Origin of the sequence: Pseudomonas sp. 20P_3.2_Bac5, from assembly GCF_025466035.1 — a bacterium.
GTDB lineage: Bacteria > Pseudomonadota > Gammaproteobacteria > Pseudomonadales > Pseudomonadaceae > Aquipseudomonas.
Window position 1 is genome coordinate 106,221 of sequence record NZ_JANLOA010000137.1, and the last position, 23,874, is coordinate 130,094.

23 protein-coding genes are annotated in these 23,874 nt (G+C 63.2%); 11 read left to right on the forward strand and 12 right to left on the reverse strand.

What is annotated here, in order from left to right; all coding sequences use genetic code 11:
- Window positions 1-14 precede the first annotated feature (14 nt).
- The 6 genes from murA to NTD88_RS28170 all read left to right on the forward strand — a co-directional run bounded on the left by murA (window position 15) and on the right by NTD88_RS28170 (window position 6,618).
- Window positions 15-1,280, forward strand: a complete 1,266-nt coding sequence (gene murA / locus NTD88_RS28145; RefSeq protein ID WP_095159620.1) for a UDP-N-acetylglucosamine 1-carboxyvinyltransferase — start codon at window positions 15-17, stop codon at window positions 1,278-1,280.
- Between the two features lie 99 nt (window positions 1,281-1,379).
- Window positions 1,380-2,015, forward strand: coding sequence for an ATP phosphoribosyltransferase (gene hisG / locus NTD88_RS28150; protein ID WP_262153737.1), 636 nt, complete (start codon window positions 1,380-1,382; stop codon window positions 2,013-2,015).
- Window positions 2,016-2,140: 125 nt separating this feature from the next.
- On the forward strand, window positions 2,141-3,466 hold the full coding sequence (hisD, locus tag NTD88_RS28155; RefSeq protein ID WP_262153739.1) for a histidinol dehydrogenase: 1,326 nt from the start codon (window positions 2,141-2,143) through the stop codon (window positions 3,464-3,466).
- 2 nt (window positions 3,467-3,468) lie between these two features.
- Window positions 3,469-4,515, forward strand: a complete 1,047-nt coding sequence (gene hisC / locus NTD88_RS28160) for a histidinol-phosphate transaminase (RefSeq protein ID WP_262153740.1) — start codon at window positions 3,469-3,471, stop codon at window positions 4,513-4,515.
- 161 nt (window positions 4,516-4,676) lie between these two features.
- Window positions 4,677-5,327: a FadR/GntR family transcriptional regulator gene (locus tag NTD88_RS28165; protein WP_262128679.1), complete on the forward strand. Its 651-nt coding sequence runs from the start codon at window positions 4,677-4,679 to the stop codon at window positions 5,325-5,327.
- Window positions 5,328-5,340: 13 nt separating this feature from the next.
- Window positions 5,341-6,618 (forward strand): CynX/NimT family MFS transporter, encoded by a 1,278-nt coding sequence (locus tag NTD88_RS28170; RefSeq protein WP_262153765.1) that lies wholly within the window; start codon window positions 5,341-5,343, stop codon window positions 6,616-6,618.
- Between the two features lie 2 nt (window positions 6,619-6,620).
- Here the strand turns inward: NTD88_RS28170 and NTD88_RS28175 are convergent, their stop codons facing one another.
- A complete protein-coding gene (locus tag NTD88_RS28175) occupies window positions 6,621-7,952 on the reverse strand; it encodes a DUF2599 domain-containing protein (protein WP_262153741.1) in 1,332 nt (443 codons plus the stop codon).
- Window positions 7,953-8,183: 231 nt separating this feature from the next.
- Here NTD88_RS28175 and NTD88_RS28180 point away from each other — a divergent pair, with 231 nt between their 5' ends.
- Both NTD88_RS28180 and NTD88_RS28185 read left to right on the forward strand, forming a co-directional pair.
- Window positions 8,184-8,651, forward strand: a complete 468-nt coding sequence (locus NTD88_RS28180; RefSeq protein WP_262153743.1) for a nuclear transport factor 2 family protein — start codon at window positions 8,184-8,186, stop codon at window positions 8,649-8,651.
- A gap of 97 nt (window positions 8,652-8,748) precedes the next feature.
- On the forward strand, window positions 8,749-9,036 hold the full coding sequence (locus tag NTD88_RS28185) for a GIY-YIG nuclease family protein (RefSeq protein ID WP_095154317.1): 288 nt from the start codon (window positions 8,749-8,751) through the stop codon (window positions 9,034-9,036).
- Here the strand turns inward: NTD88_RS28185 and NTD88_RS28190 are convergent.
- The gene (locus NTD88_RS28190; protein ID WP_262153744.1) at window positions 9,033-9,254 is read right to left on the reverse strand and encodes a hypothetical protein; all 222 of its coding nucleotides are present in this window, start codon (window positions 9,252-9,254) and stop codon (window positions 9,033-9,035) included. The genes NTD88_RS28185 and NTD88_RS28190 overlap by 4 nt on opposite strands.
- A gap of 183 nt (window positions 9,255-9,437) precedes the next feature.
- A complete protein-coding gene (gene yejK, locus NTD88_RS28195) occupies window positions 9,438-10,445 on the reverse strand; it encodes a nucleoid-associated protein YejK (RefSeq protein WP_095154315.1) in 1,008 nt (335 codons plus the stop codon).
- A gap of 409 nt (window positions 10,446-10,854) precedes the next feature.
- On the opposite strand from yejK, the gene NTD88_RS28200 reads away from it, so the two are divergent.
- Window positions 10,855-11,136 (forward strand): HU family DNA-binding protein, encoded by a 282-nt coding sequence (locus NTD88_RS28200; protein ID WP_095154313.1) that lies wholly within the window; start codon window positions 10,855-10,857, stop codon window positions 11,134-11,136.
- 71 nt (window positions 11,137-11,207) lie between these two features.
- On the opposite strand, the gene rlmF is transcribed toward NTD88_RS28200, so the two are convergent.
- The 5 genes from rlmF to NTD88_RS28225 form a co-directional block, all read right to left on the reverse strand.
- Window positions 11,208-12,164 carry a 23S rRNA (adenine(1618)-N(6))-methyltransferase RlmF gene (gene rlmF / locus NTD88_RS28205; protein WP_262153745.1) on the reverse strand — a complete coding sequence of 319 codons (957 nt, stop codon included), beginning with the start codon at window positions 12,162-12,164 and terminating at the stop codon, window positions 11,208-11,210.
- A 114-nt stretch (window positions 12,165-12,278) separates the two neighbouring features.
- Window positions 12,279-15,125, reverse strand: coding sequence for a valine--tRNA ligase (locus NTD88_RS28210; RefSeq protein WP_262153746.1), 2,847 nt, complete (start codon window positions 15,123-15,125; stop codon window positions 12,279-12,281).
- 135 nt (window positions 15,126-15,260) lie between these two features.
- Window positions 15,261-15,626, reverse strand: coding sequence for a DNA polymerase III subunit chi (locus NTD88_RS28215; protein WP_095154307.1), 366 nt, complete (start codon window positions 15,624-15,626; stop codon window positions 15,261-15,263).
- Between the two features lie 5 nt (window positions 15,627-15,631).
- Window positions 15,632-16,060 carry a DNA polymerase III subunit chi gene (locus tag NTD88_RS28220; RefSeq protein ID WP_262153747.1) on the reverse strand — a complete coding sequence of 143 codons (429 nt, stop codon included), beginning with the start codon at window positions 16,058-16,060 and terminating at the stop codon, window positions 15,632-15,634.
- A gap of 51 nt (window positions 16,061-16,111) precedes the next feature.
- Complete coding sequence (locus NTD88_RS28225) at window positions 16,112-17,605, reverse strand: leucyl aminopeptidase (RefSeq protein WP_262153749.1); 1,494 nt, start codon at window positions 17,603-17,605, stop codon at window positions 16,112-16,114.
- Between the two features lie 289 nt (window positions 17,606-17,894).
- On the opposite strand from NTD88_RS28225, the gene lptF reads away from it, so the two are divergent.
- Together lptF and lptG are read left to right on the forward strand one after the other, a co-directional pair.
- The gene (gene lptF, locus NTD88_RS28230; RefSeq protein ID WP_262128685.1) at window positions 17,895-19,010 is read left to right on the forward strand and encodes an LPS export ABC transporter permease LptF; all 1,116 of its coding nucleotides are present in this window, start codon (window positions 17,895-17,897) and stop codon (window positions 19,008-19,010) included.
- On the forward strand, window positions 19,003-20,064 hold the full coding sequence (gene lptG / locus NTD88_RS28235; protein WP_095154299.1) for an LPS export ABC transporter permease LptG: 1,062 nt from the start codon (window positions 19,003-19,005) through the stop codon (window positions 20,062-20,064). Before lptF ends, lptG begins: the two co-directional genes overlap by 8 nt.
- A 137-nt stretch (window positions 20,065-20,201) precedes the next feature.
- On the opposite strand, the gene NTD88_RS28240 is transcribed toward lptG, so the two are convergent.
- From NTD88_RS28240 to NTD88_RS28255, 4 genes are all read right to left on the reverse strand, one after another.
- Window positions 20,202-20,690 carry an RDD family protein gene (locus NTD88_RS28240; RefSeq protein WP_262153750.1) on the reverse strand — a complete coding sequence of 163 codons (489 nt, stop codon included), beginning with the start codon at window positions 20,688-20,690 and terminating at the stop codon, window positions 20,202-20,204.
- Window positions 20,691-20,782: 92 nt separating this feature from the next.
- Window positions 20,783-20,995: a cold-shock protein gene (locus NTD88_RS28245; protein WP_095154295.1), complete on the reverse strand. Its 213-nt coding sequence runs from the start codon at window positions 20,993-20,995 to the stop codon at window positions 20,783-20,785.
- A 348-nt stretch (window positions 20,996-21,343) separates the two neighbouring features.
- Window positions 21,344-22,468, reverse strand: coding sequence for a glycine cleavage system aminomethyltransferase GcvT (gene gcvT / locus NTD88_RS28250; RefSeq protein WP_262153751.1), 1,125 nt, complete (start codon window positions 22,466-22,468; stop codon window positions 21,344-21,346).
- Between the two features lie 27 nt (window positions 22,469-22,495).
- A complete protein-coding gene (locus NTD88_RS28255) occupies window positions 22,496-23,872 on the reverse strand; it encodes an L-serine ammonia-lyase (protein ID WP_262153752.1) in 1,377 nt (458 codons plus the stop codon).
- Window positions 23,873-23,874 lie beyond the last annotated feature (2 nt).

Sequence of the window (23,874 nt, forward strand, 5' to 3'; positions counted from 1 at the left end):
CGGCGAGAATCCAAATGGACAAACTGATTATTACTGGCGGCGCTCGTCTTGACGGCGAGATCCGCATCTCCGGTGCCAAGAACGCGGCCCTGCCGATTCTGGCCGGGACCTTGCTGTGCGACGGCCCGGTTACCGTGGGCAACCTGCCGCACCTGCACGACATCACCACCATGATCGAGCTGTTCGGTCGCATGGGCATCGAGCCTGTGATCGACGAGAAGCTGGCGGTGGAAATCGATCCACGCACCATCAAGACCCTGGTCGCGCCGTACGAGCTGGTGAAAACCATGCGCGCCTCGATCCTGGTGCTGGGCCCGATGGTTGCCCGTTTCGGCGAAGCCGAAGTCGCCCTGCCTGGCGGTTGCGCCATCGGCTCGCGTCCGGTTGACCTGCACATTCGCGGCCTGGAAGCCATGGGCGCGAAGATCGAGGTCGAAGGCGGCTACATCAAGGCCAAGGCGCCTGAAGGTGGCCTGCGCGGTGCGCACTTCTTCTTCGATACCGTCAGCGTGACCGGTACCGAGAACATCATGATGGCCGCTGCACTGGCCAAAGGCCGCAGCGTGCTGCAGAACGCCGCGCGCGAGCCTGAAGTGGTCGACCTGGCCAACTTCCTGATCGCCATGGGCGCCAAGATCCAGGGCGCCGGCACCGACACCATCACCATCGATGGCGTCGAGCGCCTGGGTTCTGCGACCTACCGCGTAATGCCCGACCGTATCGAGACCGGTACCTACCTGGTTGCTGCTGCCGTTACTGGCGGTCGCGTCAAGGTCAAGGACACCGATCCGACCATCCTCGAAGCCGTCCTTGAAAAACTCAAGGAAGCCGGCGCCGAGATCACCACCGGTGAAGACTGGATCGAGCTGAACATGCACGGCAAACGGCCGAAAGCCGTCAACCTGCGTACCGCTCCGTACCCGGCGTTCCCGACCGACATGCAAGCGCAGTTCATCTCGCTCAACGCCATTGCCGAAGGCACTGGCGCGGTGATCGAGACGATCTTCGAAAACCGCTTCATGCACGTCTACGAGATGCACCGCATGGGCGCGCAGATCCAGGTCGAGGGCAACACCGCTATCGTCACCGGGACCAAGACCCTCAAGGGCGCGCCAGTAATGGCCACCGACCTGCGGGCTTCCGCCAGCCTGGTGCTGTCGGCGCTGGTCGCCGAAGGCGACACCCTGATCGATCGCATCTACCACATAGACCGTGGTTACGAGTGCATCGAGGAAAAACTGCAGATGCTGGGCGCGAAGATCCGCCGCGTACCGGGCTAGTCTGCCTGCGGCGCAAGGACGCGCCACGAATTGAATTGAACGCCGCCGGTTGCCTGCATGGGCCGGCGGCTTTAAGCCGCATAAGGACCGACGTTTCCCATGTTGACCATCGCGCTGTCCAAGGGCCGCATTCTCGACGATACCCTGCCGCTGCTGGCGGAAGCGGGCATCGTCCCGACCGAGAATCCGGATAAAAGCCGCAAACTGATCATCCCCACGACCCAGGACGATGTACGCCTGCTGATCGTGCGGGCCACCGACGTGCCGACCTATGTCGAGCATGGTGCCGCCGATCTGGGTGTGGCCGGCAAGGACGTGCTGATGGAATACGGCGGCCAGGGCATGTATGAGCCGCTGGACCTGAAGATCGCCTGCTGCAAGCTGATGACTGCGGGTGCCATCGGCGCGCCGGAGCCGAAGGGCCGCCTGCGCGTGGCGACCAAGTTCGTCAACGTTGCCAAGCGCTACTACGCCGAACAGGGCCGTCAGGTCGATATCATCAAGCTCTACGGTTCGATGGAGCTGGCACCGCTGGTCAACCTCGCCGACAAGATCATCGACGTGGTCGACACCGGCAACACCCTGCGCGCCAACGGCCTGGAACCCCAGGAAGTCATCGCTACCATCAGCTCCCGCCTGGTGGTCAACAAAGCATCCATGAAGATGCAGCACGCCCGCATCCAGAGCCTGATCGACACCCTGCGTCAGGCGGTGGAATCGCGACACCGCGGCTGACCTCTGCGCGCGACGTTCGGTCGCGCCCGTCTATCCGCGTCATAGCCAATTATCTCGGGTGCCCGCGCGTATGGACTGGTAGCTTAAGGGCGCCTGAGCATTCGCCAATTACCGAGGCCTTAGCTATGACCACGTCCACTGCAATTCGCCGACTCAATGCCGCTGACCCGGATTTCGCCCGACATCTGGATCATCTGCTGAGCTGGGAAAGCGTGTCCGACGACGCGGTCAACCAGCGGGTCCTCGACATCATCAAGGCCGTGCGCGAGCGCGGCGATGCGGCGCTGGTGGAGTTCACCCAGCGTTTCGACGGCGTCGACGCCAAATCCATCGATGACCTGATTCTCGGTCGCGAGCGCCTGGAACTGGCCCTGACCCGGATTACCCCGGAACAGCGCCAGGCCCTGGAAAAGGCTGCCGAGCGCGTGCGTATCTACCACGAGCGGCAGAAGCAGGATTCCTGGACCTACACCGAAGCCGACGGCACCGTCCTCGGCCAGAAAGTCACCCCTCTGGACCGCGCTGGCCTGTACGTACCGGGCGGCAAGGCATCGTACCCGTCGTCGGTATTGATGAACGCCATTCCGGCCAAGGTCGCTGGCGTCAAGGAAGTGGTGATGGTGGTGCCGACTCCGCGTGGCGAGATCAATGAGCTGGTGCTGGCGGCGGCGTGCATCGCCGGCGTCGACCGGGTCTTCACCATCGGCGGCGCCCAAGCGGTTGCGGCCCTGGCTTACGGCACCGAGAGCGTGCCGCAGGTGGACAAAGTGGTCGGCCCGGGCAACATCTATGTCGCCACCGCCAAGCGCCATGTATTTGGCCAGGTGGGCATCGACATGATCGCCGGCCCTTCGGAAATCCTTGTGGTCTGCGATGGCCAGACCGATCCGGACTGGATCGCCATGGACCTGTTCTCCCAGGCCGAGCACGACGAGGACGCCCAGTCGATCCTGGTCAGCCCGGACGCCGAGTTCCTCGACCGCGTGGCTGCCAGCATCGACAAGCTGCTGCCGACCATGGACCGTGCCGAGATCATCCGTACCTCGATCAACGGCCGTGGCGCGCTGATCCATGTCCGTGACATGGCGCAGGCGATCGAAGTCGCCAACCGTATCGCTCCGGAACACCTGGAGTTGTCGGTCGCCGATCCGCAAGCCTGGCTGCCGCAGATTCGCCACGCCGGTGCGATCTTCATGGGCCGCCACACCAGCGAAGCGCTGGGCGACTACTGCGCCGGGCCGAACCACGTGCTGCCGACCTCCGGCACCGCGCGTTTCTCCTCGCCGCTGGGGGTGTATGACTTCCAGAAGCGCTCGTCGATCATCTTCTGCTCCGAACAGGGCGCTTCCGAGTTGGGCAAGACCGCTTCGGTCCTGGCCCGCGGCGAATCCCTCAGCGCCCACGCGCGCAGTGCCGAATACCGCATCCTTGCCGACCAAGAGGGCAACTGAACATGAGTAAATTCTGGAGCCCCTTCGTCAAGGACCTGGTGCCTTACGTCCCGGGTGAGCAGCCGAAGCTGACCAAACTGGTCAAGCTCAACACCAACGAGAACCCCTATGGCCCGTCGCCGAAGGCGCTCGACGCCATGCGCGCCGAGCTGAACGACAACCTGCGCCTGTACCCGGACCCGAACAGCGACCTGCTCAAGCAGGCCGTTGCCCGTTACTACGACGTGCAGCCAAGCCAGGTGTTTCTCGGCAACGGCTCGGACGAAGTGCTGGCGCACATCTTCCACGGCCTGTTCCAGCACGACGCGCCGCTGCTGTTCCCGGATATCAGCTACAGCTTCTATCCGGTCTACTGCGGCCTGTACGGCATTCCCTTCGAGCCGGTGGCGCTGGACGAGCAGTTCCAGATCCGTGTCGCGGACTACCGCAAGCCCAATGCCGGGATCATCTTCCCCAACCCCAATGCGCCGACCGGCTGCCTGCTGGCGCTGGACGCCATCGAGCAGTTGCTTCAGGCCAACACCGCGTCGGTGGTGGTGGTGGATGAGGCCTACATCGACTTCGGTGGCGAGACCGCCATCAGCCTGGTAGATCGCTACCCGAACCTGCTGGTGACCCAGACCCTGTCCAAGTCGCGTTCCCTGGCGGGACTGCGGGTCGGCCTGGCGGTGGGCCATCCGGACCTGATCGAGGCGCTGGAGCGGATCAAGAACAGCTTCAACTCCTACCCGCTGGACCGCCTGGCCATCGTCGGTGCCGCAGCGGCCTTCGACGACCGCGAGTACTTCGACGAAACCTGCAACAAGGTCATCGCCAGCCGCGAGAAACTGGTGGGCGAACTGGCTGCCCGTGGTTTCGACGTGCTGCCGTCGGCGGCCAACTTCATCTTCACTCGCCATCCGCAGCAGGATGCCGGTGAACTGGCGGGCAAGCTGCGGGAGCAAGGGGTGATCGTGCGTCACTTCAAGCTGCCGCGGATCAGCCAGTTCCTGCGTATCACCATCGGTACTGAAGAGCAGAATCAGGCGTTGCTTGACGCGTTGAACTGATCTGGCATCGCCTCGCGAGCAAGCTCGCTCCTACAGGACACCCACCGTCTCTGTAGGAGCGAGCTTGCTCGCGATGGCTCATCCCCATTTGCTTTCCACTGAAACAACCCGTTACTCTTGCCTTCCTTAAATTCATCCGATGATTGGACGTAAGTCCTTTTATGACCCAGCTCATCAAGCGTTCCCTCGTCGAACAAGCCGTCGAACAACTCCGCCAGCGCATCACCAGCGGCGCCTGGACGGTTGGCCAGCGCCTGCCGACCGAGCCTGAACTGGCAGCCGACCTCGGCATCAGCCGCAACACTGTGCGCGAGGCGGTGCGCGTGTTGGCCTTCAGTGGATTGGTGGAGGTGCGCCAGGGCGACGGCAGCTACCTGAAGACCGCCTCGGACCCGCTTCCGGCGGTCCAGGCGCTGTCAAGTTGCAGCCTGGAGCACGCGCGCGAGGCGCGGCACCTGCTGGAAGCCGAAGCGATCGGCCTCGCGGCACTGCGGCGTACCGAGCAAGACCTGCTCGGCCTGCATGAGGCCCTGCGCGCCAGCGGCAATCACTTTCACGGTGATCTGGGCGATTACATCTGCTGCGATCTGGCCTTCCACCAGCGTCTGGTGGATGCCGCGCACAACCCGGCGTTAAGCGAGTTGTATCGCTACTTCTCCAGCGTGGTGGCGATGAAGCTGGAACACAGCATGAGCAGGTCGCCGCGCAATCAGGCGGTGTTCGATCTGCATGAAGCGATTCTCGACGCCGTCGAACGCCAAGATCCGGAGCGGGCCAAGGCCCTGAGCCGGACACTGATCAATGAACCCTGACTTCGAGACTGCCATGGGCCAAGACCTTTCCCACAAGCCCGCGCCCCACGGGCCGGTGCTTGACGAACTTTTGATTGATGCCGAAGCCGACGACGGCGATCTGCAGCCGCCCACTCGCCTGCCAAAGCCGTGGCTATTGTTGTTGGGCCTGGTGCTGGTGGCGTTGAACCTGCGCCCGGCGCTGTCGAGCATGTCGCCGTTGCTCGGCGATGTGTCCGCCAGCCTCGGCCTCAGCGGTTCCCAGGCCGGTTTGCTGACGACCCTGCCGGTCCTCTGCCTGGGCCTGTTCGCACCGTTGGCGCCGATCCTGGCGCGGCGTTTTGGCAGCGAGCGGGTGGTCCTGTTCATCCTGTTGTGCCTGGCGGGCGGCATTGCCTTGCGCAGTAGCTTCGGCAGCGTCGGGCTGTTCGGTGGCAGCCTGATCGCCGGGGCGAGTATTGGTGTGATCGGCGTGCTGCTGCCGGGCATCGTCAAGCGCGACTTCCCGGCCCATGCCGGGACACTGATGGGCATCTACACCATGGCCCTGTGCCTGGGCGCGGCGCTGGCCGCCGGTGCCACCGTGCCATTGAGTCACTACTTTGGCGACAACTGGACCCTCGGCCTTGGCTTCTGGCTGGTGCCGGCGGTGGTAGCCGCGCTGTTCTGGCTGCCGCAGGCGCGCCAGGGGCATGGCGCGCACCATGTGGCCTATCGAGTGCGCGGCTTGTGGCGCGATCCGCTGGCCTGGCAGGTGACGCTATACATGGGTTTGCAATCGTCGCTGGCGTATATCGTCTTCGGCTGGCTGCCGTCGATCCTCATCGGCCGCGGCCTCAGCCCGACTGAAGCCGGGCTGGTGCTGTCCGGTTCGGTCATCGTGCAACTGGTTAGCGCCCTGACCGCACCGATGCTGGCGACTCGTGGCAAGGACCAGCGTCTGGCGATCGTCGTGGTGATGGCGCTGACGCTCGCCGGCCTGTTCGGCTGCCTGTATGCGCCCCTTGGTGGGTTGTGGGGCTGGGCGGTGGTGTTGGGAATCGGCCAGGGCGGCACCTTCGCCCTTGCGCTGACGCTGATCGTGCTGCGTTCGCGGGATGCCCATGTCGCCGCCAACCTGTCGAGCATGAGCCAGGGCGTGGGCTACACGCTTGCATCGGCGGGGCCGTTCGCGGTCGGGCTGGTGCATGACCTGACCGGAGGCTGGGCCGCGGTGGGCTGGATCTTCGCGGTGCTGGGCGGCGGCGCGATCGTCTTCGGCCTCAAGGCGGGCCGCGCGTTACACGTGCAGGCGATCAGCGAGCGGATTTGAGCCTACCGCGGATTGCAGCCGGCCTTGGTGGCAACCGCGTGGCTCACATAGGGCCGGGAGGGCTCGATGTACCACTCCGGCTTCTGGCGGTAGTTGACCAGCAGGCACACCAGTTGCCGGCGCATGCTGCCGACCTGCTGCTCGTTGTCGCGCCACTGAGGGTCATTGCCGTGGCGGGCGAGCAATTCCTGGTACAGGGCTTCTGTTTCCTTTTCGCCGACGTTGCGCCCATAGGACGTCGGAATGACCTTCAGCGACCACTCCTCCCTTTTGGTGGCGGCGTCGATGTAGATGCTCCACTGGCTTGACTCAATGTATTTGCCGGGCGCATCGGCAGGCACCGTCTGCAGGGCAATGGCCTGATCACTCTCGATATAGCCGAAGCGCTCGCTGGCGGGCTTGGTGAAGTCGACCCGCAGAATGGGCACCGTGAAACCTGCGGCGGCCAGTTTTTTCTGGAAGTTGCGGGCGCTGGTAAGGCCGTCCTCGGGCTTTTGCGGTTTGGTGTCGCCGTAGGTGGAATAGTTGAAGTTGCTGTTCGGGTTGTAGACGAAGGCGTCGATGTACTTCGTGGTGTCGGAACCATCCGAGGATTCAGAAGCGTTGCGCATCATGAATTCATTGGTGAGGGTGCGCACGGCCAGGGGCGCGGTGTTGTTGGCTTTCGCCCGGGACTCATGGATCTGGATCATTTCGTCCCATTGCGCCGGGTCGTCGGCGTTGAACGAGCACTGGACGCGCTGGACCGTCGTATTGCCGTAGGCTTTCTGCCACTCGGTAAGGTTATTCACACCTTGTTCGGGGCAGGTTCCGTAGGCGGTCGTGGCATTCAGGTTGGCGGCACCGCCCTGTCCGGCGGTGACCGGTTGCGCCTTGCCGTATTGACCGCAGCCATGCCATTTGCGATCCGGCCCGGTGCCGGCATCGAACGGGTAGACGCAGACGAAGCCTTCCTGCTTGACCGCTGCGCCTAACTGCTGGGCGTCCACGGGGTTGCGCATGATCATCCCGGCAGGATGGACGAGGGTGTTGATGCTCAGGTCGCGACGCAGCCAGGTCCATGATGTGGCTCCGGTCTTGACGGCGTACGGGCTGTAGTCCCAGGGGTTGAAGGGTCCGTCGTTGACCATCCGCAAGGTCACGCCGCTGCAATAGTAGTGGCCGCGAGGCGCGCCGCTGCCGACTTCCTTGCAGGCATTTTCCAGGGTGTTGTAGTTACGGTTGATCCGCTCCACGGTGGCCTGGGGTGACCATTGCGGATCAGTCTCCTGCGCCTGTACCCACAGGCTGACGCCCAAGGTGGAGAGTACGAACAGAATGCTGCTGGCACGCATGGGCGAGTCCCTCTTTCGCAGGCCTTCGACAGGCGATCCCCTGTTTTCGCGGAAAGGCGGGGTGAGGATAGAAAGGGGGACGTTTCGGCGACTACTGACAGAAATATCAGTTCTGACGAGTGGTTGTGGCGGGTGTCACCAGGGGCAGGCATTCATCCGGTCAATGCTGCTGGCCTGAAGCCAGCAACCGGTCTATCGTGCAACGCTGATCTTTTGGGGGAGATGCCCGTCATGAGCGGTGCCAACAGTGAGCTGATTACCCGTTTCTACCAGGCCTTCCAGCGCCTGGATGCCGAGGCCATGGTTGCCTGCTACAGCGACGATATTGTCTTCAGCGACCCGGCCTTCGGCACGTTGCGTGGCCGGGATGCCGGTGACATGTGGCGGATGCTCACCAGCCGGGCCAAGGACTTTTCCCTGAGCTTCGACAATGTGTGCGCCGATGAGCGAGGCGGCTCGGCCCATTGGGTTGCCACGTACCTGTTCAGCCAGACCGGACGCATTGTGGTCAACGATATCCACGCCAGTTTCGTGATCCGCGACGGCAAGATCTGCCAGCACGACGATGCCTTCGATTTCTGGCGCTGGTCCCGCCAGGCCTTGGGCGCACCGGGCGTGCTATTGGGCTGGACGCCGTTTCTGCACAACAAGGTTCGCCAGCAAGCGCTCAAGGGTTTGAAGGCATTCCAACGCGGTTAGGTGTCGCCGTGCCTGAGGCGGATATTTCCTCGGGCCATTTCAGACTGCGGCTGCGGGTATTAAGCTGGCGGCTTTTCCACAGCAGATCCGACAACCTGTGACCGAACATGCCACCACGACACCTGACAAGCCCTGGTACGTCTACCTGGTGCGCGCTGCCAATGGCTCGTTGTACTGCGGCATCAGCGACAATCCCGAGCGCCGTTTCGCGGCGCACCAACAGGGACGCGGTGCCCGTTACTTCAGCACCAGCCCGGCGGTGGCGCTTGTTTATGTCGAGGCCTGGCCGGACAAATCGCAGGCGCTGCGCCATGAGCGCCTGATCAAGGCATTGCGGAAGAGCGCGAAGGAAGCGCTTGTGGCTTCCTTCGCAGCGCAGGGCTAAATGAGGTCGGGCGTATCGCTTGAATCTGCGCAACCATTCTGCGTGCGGTTGCTGGCGCCCGCGTCGATCGGGAATGAGCAAAGTACGCTGTAATCCACCTGGTCTTTCGGGTTGTCAGCAGTGCTGTCCAGAGTGATGCCGCTGCTGAGGTTCCAGGCCAGTGTCCTGAACTTGGCGTCCTTGCGCAGGTAAGACGCCGAAATCCCGCCACTCTTCATGGCCCCCGGGCTGACGCTCCAGGGCCTGTATTGCCAGTCAGGATCGAGCGCCCGCAAAACCACGCCGCTACAGGTGTAGGCGGGATCCGATCCGCAGCTTGGGCGGACATCGTTGTAGCGGGCGTTCAGCTTGGCGACGGCATCGTCACCAAGCTCTGCGTTGGGCGGAAGCCGCCCTTGGGCTCAGTCCTTGCGCCGTTTCAACTGATCGGTCAGTTGGGTCGGCAGGCCCTTGATGATCAAGGTGCCGGCTTCTTCGTCATATTCGATCTTCGAGCCCAGCAAGTGCGCTTCGAAACTGATCGACAGGCCTTCGGCGCGGCCGGTGAAGCGGCGGAACTGGTTCAGGGTGCGTTTGTCGGCGGGGATCTCCGGCGACAGGCCGTAGTCCTTGTTGCGGATGTGGTCGTAGAAGGCGCGCGGGCGTTCTTCGTCGATCAGCCCCGAAAGTTCGGTCAGGGTCACCGGCTCGCCGGCCTTGGTCTGGCTGGTGGCGTAGTCCACCAGGGTCTGGGTTTTCTCCCGGGCGGCTTCCTCGGGCAGGTCCTCGCTTTCGACGAAGTCGCTGAAGGCCTTGAGCAGGGTGCGGGTTTCACCGGGGCCGTCGACGCCTTCCTGGCAGCCGATGAAGTCGCGGAAGTAGTCCGAGACCTTCTTGCCGTTCTTGCCCTTGATGAAGGAGATGTACTGCTTCGAGTTCTGGTTGTTGCGCCACTCGGAGATGTTGATGCGCGCCGCCAGGTGCAATTGGCTCAGGTCCAGGTGGCGGGACGGGGTGACATCCAACTCGGCGTTTACCGCCACGCCTTCGCTGTGGTGCAGCAGGGCGATTGCCAGATAGTCGGTCATGCCTTGCTGGTAGTGCGCGAACAGCACATGCCCGCCCACCGACAGGTTGGACTCTTCCATCAGCTTTTGCAGATGCTCCACCGCGATGCGGCTGAAGTCGGTGAAGGTCTTGTCGCTGTCGAGGTATTCCTTCAGCCAGCCGCTGAACGGATGGGCCCCGGATTCGGCGTGGAACAATCCCCAGGCCTTGCCCTGTTTGGCGTTGTAGCTGTCGTTGAGGTCGGCCAGCAGGTTTTCGATGGCGGTCGATTCGGCCAGTTCGGAATCGCGGGCGTGCAACACAGCGGGGCTGCCATCGGGCTTCTTGTCGATCAAGTGGACGATGCAATGACGGATCGGCATGGAATTCTCGGCTCGGTGAAGGGCCGGCGCAGGGCTCGGCAAAGTTGCCAAGTGTAACTCAGCCGGGGCGGATGACGGGGTCGCCGAGTGGGTGACGGGGTGGTGGGTTCGGTTTTTGTTCTGTTTTTTGCGATATTTTGTGTAAACCCCCGAAAAACCTGAACATTTGGCCCGTGCGAGGCGGATATTTATCTATTCCTGTGGTAGTTTTGCCCGGTCTTGCGCCCCCTGTGCGGCGCATTGCTGGCAGTTCGCTGGCGTCCCGTCGAACCAAACGCATTTTTGTGTATCTACATACGCGATTGGCAAATGGAAGTACCCGACCCGCCGACCATTCGCGGGGCCGGACCCGATGGCTGACGCAGCACTCTGCAAACCCACTGAATTTGATTAGGGAAGGAACACCACCATGGCATTGACCAAAGACCAACTGATCGCCGATATCGCTGAAGCAATCGACGCGCCGAAAACCACCGCGCGTAACGCACTGGAGCAACTGGGCCAGATCGTTGCTGATCAACTGGAAAACGGTAGCGAAATCACTCTGCCAGGCATTGGCAAGCTGAAAATCTCCGAGCGTCCTGCCCGTACCGGCCGCAACCCTTCGACTGGCGCTGCCATCGAAATCGCTGCCAAGAAAGTCGTCAAGTTCGTGCCAGCCAAAGTGCTGACCGACGCTGTAAACAAGTAATTGTAAACAGCACAAAAAAACCGCGCCGGGTGCGAACCTGACGCGGTTTTTTTACGCTTGCAGAAAGGCCGTTACTTGCTGTTCCAGCGTTGCTGACGCCAGTGCTGGCGCGCTGGCGCGTCCTGGAAGGTCCAGGCCACCAGACGGCTCTGTTTCTGCCCCTGGCCCATTTCCAGCACTCTCTGCTCCTGCACGCCGGCCTTTTTCAGCGCCGCCTCGATACCGGGCAGATTCGAGGCTTTCGACACCAGGCTGCTGAACCACAGCACCTGTTGGCCGAGCGCCTTGCTCTCGTTGACCAGTTGCGTCACGAAACGGATCTCGCCGCCTTCGCACCACAGCTCATTGTTCTGGCCGCCGAAGTTCAACACCGGCAGCTTGCGCTTGGGATCAGCCTTGCCCAAGGCGCGCCACTTGCGTTGGCTGCCACGGGTGGCTTCTTCGCGGGAGGCGTGGAAGGGCGGGTTGCTCAGGCTCAGGTCGAAGCGCTCATCCGCCGCCAGCAGGCCGGTGAGGATGTGCTTGCGATTGCCCTGTTGGCGCAGGCTGATGAACTTGCCGAGGCCATTGGCCTGGACGATAGCGCCGGCTGCGGCCAGCGCTACCGGGTCGATGTCCGAGCCAACGAAGCGCCAGCGATAATCCGCATTGCCCAGCAGCGGGTAGATGCAGTTGGCGCCGACGCCGATATCCAGTGCCTGGATCTGCACGCCACGGGGAATCTCGCCGCCGTTGTCCTCGGCCAGCAGGTCGGCCAGGGCGTGCAGGTAGTCGGCACGACCCGGAATCGGCGGACACAGGTAGTCAGCAGGAATATCCCAGAACTGGATGCCATATTGCGCCTTGAGCAGCGCCCGGTTGAACACCCGCACCGCCTCGGGATCGGCGAAGTCGATGCTCGGCTTGCCGTAAGGGTTGGTGATGGTGAAGCGGGCGAGGTCAGGGTGCGCCTTGATCAGGGCGGGGAAGTCGTAGCGGCCCTGGTGGCGGTTGCGCGGGTGCAGGGTGGGTTTGTCGGGTTTGTTCATGGTCGCTGAATGCAGAAAAGCGGGCTTGGCCGCGATGTCGTTTAATCAGGCACACATGAGGTGCATGAGACTACGCATCGCGGGCAAGCCCGCTCCTACAGGTTTCCTCTGTCGTTACAGGGCGGCAATCCGCGCGTGCTGCTCGGTGAAGTTGGCCAGGGCCTGTTCGGCTTCGGCCAGCTTGGCGCGCTCCTTGTCGATGACGGCAGGCGGAGCCTTGTCAACGAAGGCGGCGTTGGACAGCTTGCCGCCGACGCGCTGGACTTCGCCTTGCAGACGCTGGATTTCCTTGCTCAGGCGCGCCAGTTCGGCGTCCTTGTCGATCAGGCCAGCCATCGGCACCAGCACTTGCAGGTCGCCCACCAGCGCGGTAGCGCTGAGCGGTGCTTCGTCCTGCTCGCCCAGCACGGTGAACGATTCGATCTTCGCCAGCTTCCTCAGCAGCGCTTCGTTTTCGCTCAGGCGACGCTGGTCTTCAGCGCTGGCGTTTTTCAGGAACAGTTGCAGTGGCTTGCCCGGGCCGATGTTCATTTCGCCACGGATGTTACGCACACCCAGCATCAGCTCCTTGACCCACTCGATGTCGCTTTCGGCGGCGGCGTCGATGCGGCTTTCGTTCGCTTCAGGCCATGGCTGCAGCATGATGGTCTTGCCGTCGATGCCGGCCAGCGGCGCCAGGCGCTGCCAGATTTCTTCGGTGATGAACGGCATGAACGGATGGGCCAGGCGCAGCGCCACTTCCAGGACCCGCACCAGGGTGCGACGGGTGCCGCGGGCACGTTCGACCGGGGCGTTTTCGTCCCACAGGACCGGCTTGGACAGTTCCAGATACCAGTCGCAATACTGGTTCCAGATGAACTCGTAGAGCGCCTGGGCCGCCAGGTCGAAGCGGAACTGCTCCAGTTGGCGGGTCACTTCAGCTTCGGTGCGCTGCAGTTGCGAGATGATCCAGCGGTCTGCCAGCGACAGTTCGTAGGCTTCGCCGTTCTGGCCGCAGTCCTCGCCCTTGTCCAGCACGTAGCGGGCGGCGTTCCAGATCTTGTTGCAGAAGTTGCGGTAGCCCTCGACGCGGCCCATGTCGAACTTGATGTCGCGACCGGTGGACGCCAGCGAGCAGAAGGTGAAGCGCAGGGCGTCGGTGCCGTAGCTGGCGATGCCTTCCGGGAACTCGGCCTTGGTCTGCTTGGCGATTTTCTCGGCCAGCTTGGGTTGCATCAGGCCGCTGGTGCGTTTCTCCAGCAGTTCGTCGAGGGTGATGCCGTCGACGATGTCCAGCGGGTCAAGGACGTTGCCCTTGGACTTGGACATCTTCTGGCCCTGGCCATCGCGGACCAGGCCATGGACGTAGACCGTCTTGAACGGAACCTGCGGCGTGCCGTCCTCGTTCTTCACCAGGTGCATGGTCAGCATGATCATCCGGGCGACCCAGAAGAAAATGATGTCGAAGCCGGTGACCAGCACGTCGGTGGAGTGGAAGGTCTTGAGGAATTCGGTCTGCTGCGGCCAGCCCAGGGTGGAGAAGGTCCACAGGCCGGAACTGAACCAGGTGTCGAGGACGTCGTTGTCCTGGTTCAGGACCACGTCGGCGCCGAGGTTGTTCTTCGCCCGCACTTCTTCTTCGCTGCGGCCGACGTAGACCTTGCCGGACTCGTCGTACCAGGCAGGAATGCGGTGGCCCCACCACAGTTGGCGGCTGATGCACCAGTCCTGGATGTCACGCATCCACGAGAAGTACATGTTTTCGTACTGCTTGGGTACGAACTGGATGCGTCCGTCTTCCACGGCGGCGATGGCCGGCTCGGCCAGCGGCTTGGTGGAAACGTACCACTGGTCGGTCAGCCACGGCTCGATGATGGTGCCGGAGCGGTCGCCCTTCGGCACTTTCAGCGCGTGGTCATCGACGCTGACCAGCAGGCCCAGGGCGTCAAAGTCGGCGACGATCTGCTTGCGCGCGACGAAGCGGTCGAGACCGGCGTACTGGGCAGGCAGGGTGGCGTCGACGGTTTCGTTGACGCTGCCGTCGAGGTTGAACACCTGGGCGGCCGCCAGGACCACGGCGTTCTTGTCGAAGATGTTCAGCAGCGGCAGGTTGTGGCGCTTGCCGACTTCATAGTCGTTGAAGTCGTGGGCCGGGGTGATCTTCACGCAGCCGGTACCGAACTCGGGGTCGCAGTAGTCGTCGGCGATGATCGGGATGCGGCGGCCGATCAGTGGCAGTTCGACGAACTTGCCGATCAGTGCCTGGTAGCGCTCGTCGTTCGGGTTCACCGCCACGGCGGCGTCGCCGAGCATGGTTTCCGGACGCGTGGTCGCGACGATCAGGTAGTCGTTGCCTTCGGCAGTCTTGGCGCCGTCGGCCAGTGGATAGCGCAGGTTCCACAGATGGCCTTTCTCGTCGTGGTTTTCCACTTCGAGGTCGGAGATCGCGGTGTGCAGCTTGGTGTCCCAGTTGACGAGGCGCTTGCCGCGGTAGATCAGGCCGTCTTCATGCAGGCGCACGAAGGCTTCCTTGACCGCTTCGGACAGGCCGTCATCCATGGTGAAACGCTCGCGGCTCCAGTCCACCGAAGAACCCAGGCGGCGGATCTGCCGGCTGATGTTGCCGCCGGACTGCTCCTTCCATTCCCAGACCTTGTCGAGGAATTTTTCCCGGCCCAGGTCGTGGCGATTCTGGCCTTTGGCTTCGAGCTGGCGCTCGACCAGCATCTGCGTGGCGATGCCGGCGTGGTCGGTCCCGGGCTGCCAGAGGGTGTTGCGGCCCTGCATGCGACGGAAACGGATCAGGGCGTCCATGATCGCGTTGTTGAAGCCATGACCCATGTGCAGGCTGCCGGTGACGTTCGGCGGCGGGATCATGATGGTGTACGACTCGCCCGCGCCTTGCGGGGCGAAGTAGTTCTCGGACTCCCAGGTGTTGTACCAGGAAGTTTCGATGGCGTGCGGCTGGTAGGTCTTATCCATGCGCGGGGGGACCCTATGGCATTTATTCGGGAAAGCCGGGAAGTATAACCAAGCTGCAGGCTTCAAGCGACAAGCTACAAGCAGGACGTGCGCGGTTGCGGACGGGTGTCGTATCTGTCCGCAACTGCGCAGGGATCAGGAGGGTTGCTGGTTCAGCAGGCGTTCGAGGCGGGCGTCGAGGCGGCGCTTGATCTCGTTTTCAATGTGCGGGGCGAAGTCGTCGATCACGTCCTGCATGATCAACTGGGCGGCAGCGCGTAGCTCGGCATCCAGGTGCAGCAGGGTGTCCTGGCGGCGGGCCTGTGGATCGGGCTCGTTCACCGGTGCAGCAGGTGCTGGCGGCGCGAGTTCTTCGGCCGGTTCGAGCAACAGCGGGATCTGTTCTTCCACGGTTTCGGTCAGCAGCGGCGGTTGCAGGGTGTCATCACCCAACAGTTGCCTGATCGATTCCAGGTCATCCAGCAGGTGGGCGGATTGGGGCAAGGGAGGGCGTTTGTCCATCGTCGTCAGAATCGCGGTAAGCGGTGGTCTTGCAGAGCATAGCCCTGTTCGCGGTAGAAACGGAAACTCTCTCGGGTCGCCTGGCGGATGGCCGGGTCCTCGACCACGATCTCGGCGATCCGGGCAAAGCGCGAGGCGAACGGCGGGACTTTCAGGTCGAGGTTGACCAGCAGGTCCTGGTGTTCACCGGGATCGTCACCGAGTCCCAGCGCCACCGCGGCCGCAGCATCTTCCTCGGCGAGGCTGTGGGGCACGAACGCCTCACCCTTGAACGCCCACAGGCGGGCGTCGAGTTCGTCGCGCTGGGCGGCGTCGCTGCAATTCAGATAGACCCGGTGCCCCAGCCGCCAGGCCTTTTCGCAGAGTTTGCAGGCGAAATCCAGGCGCACGGCAGGCGAGGGACTGGGCAGGATGTAGAAATCGACTTGGCTCATGGCTGTGTTGCCGACCGGTCACGCCCGTGGGCGCGACCGGTTGGCTGCGCATCAGGCGTTGGCGCGGTCGAGCAGGTACTGGGTCAGCAGCGGGACCGGACGGCCAGTGGCGCCCTTGTCCTTGCCGCCGCTGATCCAGGCGGTGCCGGCGATGTCCAGGTGCGCCCAGTTGTAGGCCTTGGCGAAGCGCGACAGGAAGCAGCCTGCGGTGATGGTGCCGGCCTTCGGGCCGCCAATGTTGGCGATGTCGGCGAACGGGCTGTCCAGTTGCTCCTGGTACTCGTCGAACAGCGGCAGTTGCCAGGCGCGGTCATCGGCACGCTTGCCGGCGCTGAGCAGTTGCTCCACCAGCTCGTCGTTGTTGCCCATGAGGCCGGAAGTGTGGCTGCCCAGGGCGACGATGCAGGCGCCGGTCAGGGTGGCGATGTCGATCACCGCCTGCGGTTTGAAGCGCTCGGCGTAGGTCAGGGTGTCGCACAGCACCAGACGGCCTTCGGCGTCGGTGTTGAGGATTTCCACGGTCTGCCCGCTCATCGTGGTGACGATGTCGCCAGGACGGGTGGCGCCGCCGCTCGGCATGTTCTCGGCGCAAGCCAGCAGGCACACCAGGTTGATCGGCAGTTGCAGCTCGAGGACGGCACGCAGGGTGCCGAAGACGCTGGCGGCACCGCACATGTCGTACTTCATTTCGTCCATGCCGGCACCGGGCTTGAGGCTGATGCCGCCGGTGTCGAAGGTGATGCCCTTGCCCACCAGCACGAACGGCTTCTCGCTTTTCTTCGCGCCCTGGTAGTTGAGGACGATCAGGCGTGGCGGCTGGTCGCTGCCCTGGCCGACGGCGTAGAACGCGCCCATGCCGAGGTCCTTGATCTTCTTCTCGTCGAGGACTTCGACCTTGAGGCTCTTGAAGGCCTTGCCGAGGTTCTTCGCTTCTTCAGCGAGGTAGCTTGGGTGGCACAGGTTCGGCGGCAGGTTGCCCAGGTCGCGGGTCAGGCGCATGCCGCTGGCGATGGCGGTGGCGTGCTTGACCGCGCGCTCGGTGTCGGCCAGGCCGGCCTTGTCGATGAGCAGGGTGATTTTCTTCAGGGCGCGGGGTTCGGCTTTCTGGCTCTTGAAGCGGTCGAAGACGTATTCGCCGTCGAGCAGGGTTTCGGTCAGCAGGCGGGCCTTGCCGTAGTGGGCGTCGCGGCCGTTGACGGCGACTTCGTCCAGGGCCAGTACCGCATCGCTGCCGCCCAGGCCCTTGAGAACGTTCAGCACGCTGTTGACCAGCTTGCGCCAGCTACGATCGCTCAGCGCGTCGTCCTTGCCGGTGCCGACCAGCAGAACGCGCTCGGCCTTCACGCCGGGCAGGCTTTGCAGCAGCAGGGTCTGGCCGACCTTGCCGGCCAGGTCGCCGCGCTTGAGCAGAGTGCTCAGGGCGCCATTGCTGGCTTCATCGACGGACTTTGCGTGGGCGCCCAGCTTGCGGCCTTCGCCTACACCCAGTACCAGGGTGGCGGTTTTCAAGGATGTTGCGGCTACGCTTTTTACAACCAATTCCATGTCAGGGTCCCCGGAATGAACGGTCAGTGCGCGCAATTCTCTGCGAGCGCTCGAAGCAGCCTGGCGGCGCGGCGGCGGGCCAGACATAAAGCCGCCAGTTTGAGCCCGGCGCGGCGCCTGTGACAACCCCGTTTTCAAGCATCGCGCGGCGCGAAGTGACAGGCACGGTCAATCACAGGATAATGCGCCGACTTCACTGTCCGGGTCCGTCTTGCGGACCGGCAACTATCTTGGTTGCAACGTTTTCCTTGTTCGGCTGTCCGAGCCTGACAACCCAGGAGTGGCTGGTTTGATCGTCTTCCGTTATCTGTCCCGCGAGGTCCTGGTGACCTTGAGTGCCGTCAGCGCTGTGCTGTTGGTCATCATCATGAGCGGGCGCTTCATCAAATACCTGGCCCAGGCCGCGCAGGGCATGCTCGACCCGGGCGTGCTGTTCATGATCATGGGCTACCGGCTTCCCGGTTTCCTGCAGTTGATCCTGCCGCTGGGGCTGTTCCTTGGCATCCTGCTGGCCTACGGGCGCCTGTACCTGGAAAGCGAGATGACCGTGCTTTCCGCCACCGGCATGAGCCAGCAGCGTCTGCTGGCCATGACCATGGCACCGGCCGCGCTGATTGCGCTGCTGGTGGCCTGGCTGAGCCTGAGCCTTGCTCCGCAGGGCGTTACCCAGGTGGCGCAGATCATCAACCAGCAAGATGCCCTGACCGAGTTCGACACCCTGGTGCCGGGGCGTTTCCAGACGCTGCGCGACGGGACGCGGGTGACCTACACCGAGCAACTCTCCGACGACCGCGTGCGACTGGGCGGTGTGTTCATTTCCGAGAAGCGCTTCTCTCAGGACAAGACCAAGGACCGCGGCATCAGCGTGCTGGTGGCCGAAAAGGGTCGTCAGGAAGTGCAGGCCGACGGCAATCGCTACCTGATTCTGGAAAATGGCTACCGTTACGACGGTAACCCGGGCCAGGCCGACTACCGCGCGATCAAGTACGACACTTATGGCGTGCTGCTGCCCAAGCCGGAAGTCAGCTCGGACATCACCGAGCGCGAGGCGATCCCGACGTCAGAACTGTTCAAGAGCGATGCCCTGCGCGAGCGGGCAGAGTTGCAGTGGCGCCTGTCGCTGCCGCTGCTGGTGTTTATCGTGACCCTGATGGCGGTACCCCTTTCGCGGGCCAACCCGCGGCAGGGCCGTTTCCTCAAGCTGCTGCCGGCGATTCTTCTGTATATGGCTTACCTGACGATTCTGATTGCCGCCCGTGGCGCCCTGGAGAAAGGCAAGATGCCGATCGCCCTGGGCCTGTGGCCGGTGCACGGGCTGTTCCTGCTGATCGGCCTGGGGCTGATGTACTGGGAACCGCTGCGCCTGAAGATGCGCTCGCGTCGTGCGGAGGTGGCCCGTGCGTAAACTCGACGGCTACATCGGCAAAAGCGTGTTCATGGCGATCCTCGCCGTGCTGGGGATCATTCTCGGCCTGGCGTCGCTGTTCGCCTTCATCGACGAGATGGGCGATATCAGCGATACCTACACCCTCCTGGACGCCAGCAGTTTCGTGGTCCTGACCGCGCCGCGCCGCCTCTACGACATGTTGCCGATGGCGGGCCTGATCGGTTGCCTGATCGGCCTCGGCAGCCTGGCCAGCAACAGTGAACTGACCATCATGCGTGCGGCGGGCGTCTCCATTGGCCGTATCGTCTGGGCAGTAATGAAGCCGATGCTGGTACTGATGCTGGCGGGCGTGCTGATCGGCGAGTACCTGGCGCCTGTCACCGAGAACAAGGCCCAGGCCGAGCGCTCGCTGGCACAAGGCGGCGGTGATGCGCAGAGTTCCAAGCGTGGGTTGTGGCACCGCCAGGGCGAGGAGTTCGTGCACATCAACACTGTGCAGCCCAACGGCCTGCTGCTGGGTGTGACCCGCTATCACTTCGACAATGAGCGTCACCTGCTGTCCTCCAGCTTTGCCCGCAAGGCGCAATACCAGGAAGACCATTGGCAGCTCACCGACGTGACCAGCACCCTGTTCCGCGGCGACCACACCGAAGTGGTGAAGAGCGCTGAAGAACGCTGGGATGTTGCCCTGACCCCGCAATTGCTGAGCACCGTGGTGCTGGCGCCGGAATCGCTGTCGATCACCGGGCTGTGGGACTACATCCACTACCTGTCCGACCAGGGCCTGAACAACGACCGCTACTGGCTGGCGTTCTGGACCAAGGTGCTGCAACCGCTGGTGACTGCGGCGCTGGTGTTGATGGCGATTTCCTTCATCTTCGGCCCGCTGCGCTCGGTGACTTTGGGCCAGCGAGTGTTCACCGGCGTGCTGGTGGGTTTCGTGTTCCGCATTGCCCAGGACCTGCTGGGGCCGTCGAGTCAGGTGTTCGGCTTCCCGCCGCTGCTGGCGGTGCTGTTGCCGGCAGGGATTTGTGCGCTGGCAGGCGTGTGGCTGTTGCGCCGGGCTGGCTGACAAGCTTTCACGGACAAGAAAAAGCCGACCCCGTAGGGCAATGCCAGGCAGTTAAATCAGTTGAGGCCCATCGCGAGCTTGCTCGCGAATAGGGTTAACTGACTGGCATTGCTCCGTGGGGTCGGCTTTTTTGTGCCTCACTTCTTGCGCTTCGGGACCCGTACCAGCTGGGTTTCCGAGTAGATGTCGTGCCAGCTTCGCTTGCGCTTGTCGATCAGCACCCAGAAGAAACCCAGGCCCAGGCACAGCCAGGACGCGATCGACACCACGAAGCGCAGCAGCGCCTGCCAGAGCCCGATGGCCGAGCCGTCGGCATTCTGTACCCGTATGCCCCAGACCTGCATGCCCAGGGTCTGGCCGCCGTGGGTCCAGAACTTGGCGAAGAAGCCGAACAGCACGAACAGCAATACGGTGGACAGCAGCGGATCGCCATCCAGGGCGCCGGCTTCGGTCATCGTGCGCATTTGGGTTTCGCCGAGGATGGACATCTGGATCATCTTGTAGACGAGGGTGGTGACCATCAACAAGGCGGTGCACAGCAGGAAGTCATAGAACATTGCAGCCAGCCGACGGCCCAGTCCGGCTACGGGAAACTCGCCCTGAGGCTGAAGCATTTGCTTGGGCATGCGGTAAGGCTCCTTGCGCAAAAACGCCCATTCTACGGAATTGCGGGCACAAAAAAGCCCCTGCTGTTGCCAGCAGGGGCTTTTATCGGGAATCAGGCTTCCGCGATAACTTCGTCAGCCTGCAGACCTTTTTGGCCCTGCACGGCGATGAAGGTGACTTTCTGGCCTTCTTTCAGGCTCTTGAAGCCGTTACCTTGAATAGCGCGGAAGTGTACGAACAGATCCGGACCGCTTTCAGGAGTGATGAAACCAAAACCTTTCTCGTCGTTAAACCACTTGACGGTACCGCTCTGACGTTGGGACATTGTCTTATTTCCTTTGAAACTTAGAATTAATAACAGCTTCTTTCAGAATGAAAGAGTACTGGGCTGGGTTGCAGGAAAGTAAGAGACGTCGAACGGGTTGTAGCGAATCTCAGGCTACTGTCCAGGTCACGAACTATGCGACCCACGCAAACACAGTGCAGTGACTCTACGCTAACTCTCTCGAAAAAAACAAGCCCCGCAGCCCCCCGCTTTCAGGGCTTCTGGGCAACTTTCGGCAGTTTTTTACGGCCTCTTTTCGGGGCACTGCCAGCGTCATGTTCGAAAGTTTGGTAGTGCGTTCGAAATCGAATATCCCGAACGCACGATGACACTTTTTGTCCTCGCCAATCAGCCGCGGTAATAACGCTGTGCAACGAACGGCATCTTGCTGACTTTCATCGCTACACGCTTGCCGCGCACGATTGCCCAGACGGGCGTATCGAGTGCCGTATGCGCGTTATCCACATAGCCCATCGCGACGGGCGCGCCGAGGGTCGGACCGAAGCCGCCGCTGCACACACGACCGATGATGTTGCCGGCCTCGTCGACGATTTCGGCGTCTTCGCGTACTGGCGTGCGTTCCTGTGGCAGCAGGCCAACCCGCTTGCGTGCGACGCCCGACTGCTGCTGGGCGAAGATCGATTCGGCACCCGGGAAACCACCAGCCCGCGCACCCTCGGCGCGGCGGACCTTGGACACTGCCCAGAGCAGACTGGCTTCGACCGGCGTGGTTTCGCTGTTCATGTCGTGGCCGTACAGGCACAGGCCGGCTTCGAGGCGCAGCGAGTCCCGCGCGCCCAAACCGTTAGCCGCCACTTCCGGCTCGCTCAGCAGGCGGCGGGCCAGGGCTTCGGCCTTGTCCGCCGGTACGGAAATCTCGAAGCCGTCTTCACCGGTGTAGCCGGAGCGGCTGACGAAGCAGTCTTCGCCCAGCAGTTGCACGCGGGCGAACTGCATGAAGGTCATGCTTGCCACCTGCGGCGCCAGGCGCTCCAGCACCTTGACTGCGGCCGGACCTTGCAGGGCCAGCAGCGCGCGTTCTTCGAACAGCGGCTGGATCTCGCACTGCGCGCCGATATGCTTGCGCAGATGGGCCAGGTCCTGGTCCTTGCAGGCGGCGTTGACCACCAGGAACAGCTCGTCGTTGCCGAGGTTGGCGACCATCAGGTCGTCGAGGATGCCGCCTTGTTCGTTGGTGAACATGGCGTAGCGCTGCATGCCCACCGGCAGGTCGATGATGTCCACCGGCACCAGGCTTTCCAGGGCCTTGGCGGCATTGGCGCCGAGCAGGCGGATCTGGCCCATGTGCGAGACGTCGAACAGGCCGGCCTGCTCGCGGGTGTGCAGGTGTTCCTTCATGACGCCCAACGGGTACTGAACCGGCATGTCATAGCCGGCGAACGGCACCATGCGCGCGCCCAGTTCCAGGTGCAGGGCGTGCAGCGGGGTTTTCAGCAGTGTTTCGGTGGACATGTATGACTCCTGGGTTTCAAAGGGGTGTCAGCATTCGATGATGTTGACGGCCAGACCGCCGCGGGCGGTCTCCTTGTATTTGCTTTTCATGTCGGCGCCGGTCTGGCGCATGGTGCGGATAACCTTGTCGAGTGACACGAAGTGCTGCCCGTCACCGCGCAAGGCCATGCGCACCGCATTGATCGCCTTCACCGAGCCCATGGCATTGCGCTCGATGCAGGGCACCTGGACCAGACCGCCGATGGGGTCGCAGGTCAGGCCCAGGTTGTGTTCCATACCAATTTCAGCGGCGTTCTCGACCTGCTGCACGCTGCCGCCCATGACCTCGCACAAGGCGCCGGCGGCCATCGAACAGGCCACGCCCACTTCGCCCTGGCAGCCGACTTCGGCGCCGGAGATCGAGGCGTTTTCTTTGTAGAGGATGCCGATGGCGGCGGCAGTGAGCAGGAAGCGCACCACGCCGTCGTCGCTGGCGCCCGGGATGAAGCGCATGTAGTAATGCAGCACCGCCGGGACGATGCCCGCGGCGCCATTGGTCGGCGCGGTGACGACTCGCCCGCCGAAAGCGTTTTCCTCGTTCACCGCGAGGGCGTAGAGGTTGACCCAGTCCAGTACCGACAGGGCATCGCGCAGGCTGGCTTCTGGGTTGGCGCAGAGCTGCCGGTACAGCGCGGCGGCACGGCGCTTGACCTTCAGCCCGCCGGGCAGGATGCCCTCGTTGCGGCAACCCGCAGCCACGCAGTCCTGCATCACCTGCCAGATCTTCAACAGCCCTTCGCGGGTTTCGCTTTCCGGGCGCCAGGCGGCCTCGTTGGCCAGCATCACCTGGCTGATCGAGAGCTGCTGCGCGGTGCAATGGGCGAGCAATTCCCGGGCGGTCTTGAACGGGTAGGGTAGCGAGGTCTGGTCCTCGACGATACGGTCGGCGCCGGCGGCATCCTCATCGACCACGAAGCCACCGCCCACCGAGTAGTACTCGCGGCTGCGGATCTGCAGCCCGGCGCCATCGAAGGCGCGGAAGATCATGCCGTTGGGGTGGAAATCCAGCGGTTTGCGGATCATCGCCAGGTGCTGTTTTTCGTGGAATTCGATGCGGTGCTCGCCGAGCAGGCTGAGTTGGCCGCTGCTGCGGATGGCCTGCAGGCGGGCGGGGATGCTCTCGGTATCGACCGTGTCGGGGTGTTCGCCTTCCAGGCCGAGGAGCACGGCTTTGTCGCTGCCGTGGCCTTTGCCGGTGGCGCCGAGCGAGCCGTAGAGCTCGACCTTGACGCTGTGGGTGTCGGCCAGCAGGCCGTCACGCCGCAATCCTTCGGCGAAGCGCGCGGCAGCGCGCATCGGTCCGACGGTGTGGGAACTGGAGGGGCCGATGCCGATCTTGAACAGGTCGAAGACGCTGAGTGACATGG

What these genes read in the sequence shown, in the direction of transcription:
- murA (WP_095159620.1), top strand. Translation starts at nt 15, where the DNA reads ATGGACAAACTGATTATTACTGGCGGCGCTCGTCTTGACGGCGAGATC.
- hisG (WP_262153737.1), top strand. Translation starts at nt 1,380, where the DNA reads ATGTTGACCATCGCGCTGTCCAAGGGCCGCATTCTCGACGATACCCTG.
- hisD (WP_262153739.1), top strand. Translation starts at nt 2,141, where the DNA reads ATGACCACGTCCACTGCAATTCGCCGACTCAATGCCGCTGACCCGGAT.
- hisC (WP_262153740.1), top strand. Translation starts at nt 3,469, where the DNA reads ATGAGTAAATTCTGGAGCCCCTTCGTCAAGGACCTGGTGCCTTACGTC.
- NTD88_RS28165 (WP_262128679.1), top strand. Translation starts at nt 4,677, where the DNA reads ATGACCCAGCTCATCAAGCGTTCCCTCGTCGAACAAGCCGTCGAACAA.
- NTD88_RS28170 (WP_262153765.1), top strand. Translation starts at nt 5,341, where the DNA reads ATGGGCCAAGACCTTTCCCACAAGCCCGCGCCCCACGGGCCGGTGCTT.
- NTD88_RS28175 (WP_262153741.1), bottom strand. Translation starts at nt 7,952, where the DNA reads ATGCGTGCCAGCAGCATTCTGTTCGTACTCTCCACCTTGGGCGTCAGC.
- NTD88_RS28180 (WP_262153743.1), top strand. Translation starts at nt 8,184, where the DNA reads ATGAGCGGTGCCAACAGTGAGCTGATTACCCGTTTCTACCAGGCCTTC.
- NTD88_RS28190 (WP_262153744.1), bottom strand. Translation starts at nt 9,254, where the DNA reads ATGAAGAGTGGCGGGATTTCGGCGTCTTACCTGCGCAAGGACGCCAAG.
- yejK (WP_095154315.1), bottom strand. Translation starts at nt 10,445, where the DNA reads ATGCCGATCCGTCATTGCATCGTCCACTTGATCGACAAGAAGCCCGAT.
- NTD88_RS28200 (WP_095154313.1), top strand. Translation starts at nt 10,855, where the DNA reads ATGGCATTGACCAAAGACCAACTGATCGCCGATATCGCTGAAGCAATC.
- rlmF (WP_262153745.1), bottom strand. Translation starts at nt 12,164, where the DNA reads ATGAACAAACCCGACAAACCCACCCTGCACCCGCGCAACCGCCACCAG.
- NTD88_RS28210 (WP_262153746.1), bottom strand. Translation starts at nt 15,125, where the DNA reads ATGGATAAGACCTACCAGCCGCACGCCATCGAAACTTCCTGGTACAAC.
- NTD88_RS28215 (WP_095154307.1), bottom strand. Translation starts at nt 15,626, where the DNA reads ATGGACAAACGCCCTCCCTTGCCCCAATCCGCCCACCTGCTGGATGAC.
- NTD88_RS28220 (WP_262153747.1), bottom strand. Translation starts at nt 16,060, where the DNA reads ATGAGCCAAGTCGATTTCTACATCCTGCCCAGTCCCTCGCCTGCCGTG.
- NTD88_RS28225 (WP_262153749.1), bottom strand. Translation starts at nt 17,605, where the DNA reads ATGGAATTGGTTGTAAAAAGCGTAGCCGCAACATCCTTGAAAACCGCC.
- NTD88_RS28240 (WP_262153750.1), bottom strand. Translation starts at nt 20,690, where the DNA reads ATGCCCAAGCAAATGCTTCAGCCTCAGGGCGAGTTTCCCGTAGCCGGA.
- NTD88_RS28245 (WP_095154295.1), bottom strand. Translation starts at nt 20,995, where the DNA reads ATGTCCCAACGTCAGAGCGGTACCGTCAAGTGGTTTAACGACGAGAAA.
- gcvT (WP_262153751.1), bottom strand. Translation starts at nt 22,468, where the DNA reads ATGTCCACCGAAACACTGCTGAAAACCCCGCTGCACGCCCTGCACCTG.
- NTD88_RS28255 (WP_262153752.1), bottom strand. Translation starts at nt 23,872, where the DNA reads ATGTCACTCAGCGTCTTCGACCTGTTCAAGATCGGCATCGGCCCCTCC.